The organism is Allokutzneria sp. NRRL B-24872, from assembly GCF_002155965.1.
Classification (GTDB): Bacteria; Actinomycetota; Actinomycetes; order Mycobacteriales; family Pseudonocardiaceae; genus Allokutzneria.
Window position 1 is genome coordinate 1 of record NZ_MUMH01000276.1, and the last position, 1,091, is coordinate 1,091.

Below are 1,091 nucleotides of genomic sequence, written 5' to 3' on the forward strand. Positions count from 1 at the left end.
GGCTGGCCGGGCTCCGGCTGCTCGGGCTCTGCCTGCCGCGCCGCGGCCGGGCTCGCGCCGGTGCGCTGTTCCTCGGCCTGCTTCGGCTCGGCGGCCTCGTCGAGGGTGCGGCGCTGGACGACGCGGTGGATGGCCAGCGACGGATTGCTCAGGTGGACGACGGGCTCCGCCGGGCGCTCGCCCGGGTTCCCCTGGCCGCCGTTGTTGGCTTGGTCACCGTTGTTGGGTTGATCACCATGCGGCTGTTCAGCACGCGGCTGGTCACCGTGCGATCGGTCGCCGTGCGACTGGTCACCGTCGGCCTCGCCGGTGGCTTCGGGGCTGTTGGCCCAGCTGGCGAACTCGGCGGCGAGCGACCGTCGGCGGATCACGCGGGTCGATCTGGTGGCGGGCGTGCCCTCGGGTTCGGGGACCGGGTGCGCGCTGGTCGTCTGCTCGGGGCCGGTCTGGTCCGCGACCACGCGATCCGGAGCGACCTCGCTCGCCGAGACGGGCATGTGTTCCGGAGCCACGGCATCGCCCGAAGCGGCCGCGTTTCCTGGGGTGGCCGCGTCCGGCGCACTCGCAGGACGCGAAGCAGCAGCACGTTCTTCAGGCACAGCAACGTGTTCTGGAGCGGCCGCGTATGACGGCACGTCCGCGTGATCTGGGGCGGGCGCATGATCCTGGACGGTCGCGCACGCTGAGGCAGCGGCGTGTCCCGAAGTGATCGTGTGCTCCAGAGCGGGCGCGTGTTCCTGGACGCCCGCGTGCGCTGCGGTCGTGGCGTGTTCTGGGGCGTGCGCGTAGGAGGCGTGTTCGGGGACGGCACCGCTGGGCCGCGCGTCCACGCTCTCGTCGAAGCCCATCGATCGGTGCTCGTGGTGCGCGACAGGCGTGTGCGCGTGGTGTTCGGCGGTCGCGCTGAAGGTGCTCGGGTCGCCGTGCTCGGTGACGCGCGGCGCGGTTTCGCGGTGGGCGGCCTCGGGCTGCGGAGGTGTCACCGGGCGAGGCGGCGCGGGGATGGCGTCGGGGCCGGGCTCGTCCGGGATGGGCTGCGGCTCCGGCACGTCCGGAATCGGATCGGGTTCGCGGCGCTCGGGGTCCTCGTC

The 1,091-nt window shown here is 73.5% G+C and carries 1 protein-coding gene; it reads right to left on the reverse strand.

Annotated elements, in window-relative coordinates:
- Positions 1-1,049, reverse strand: a 1,049-nt coding sequence (locus CCN37_RS39475) for a hypothetical protein (protein WP_143262018.1), incomplete at its 3' end; no start/stop codon positions are given.
- Positions 1,050-1,091: the final 42 nt, after the last annotated feature.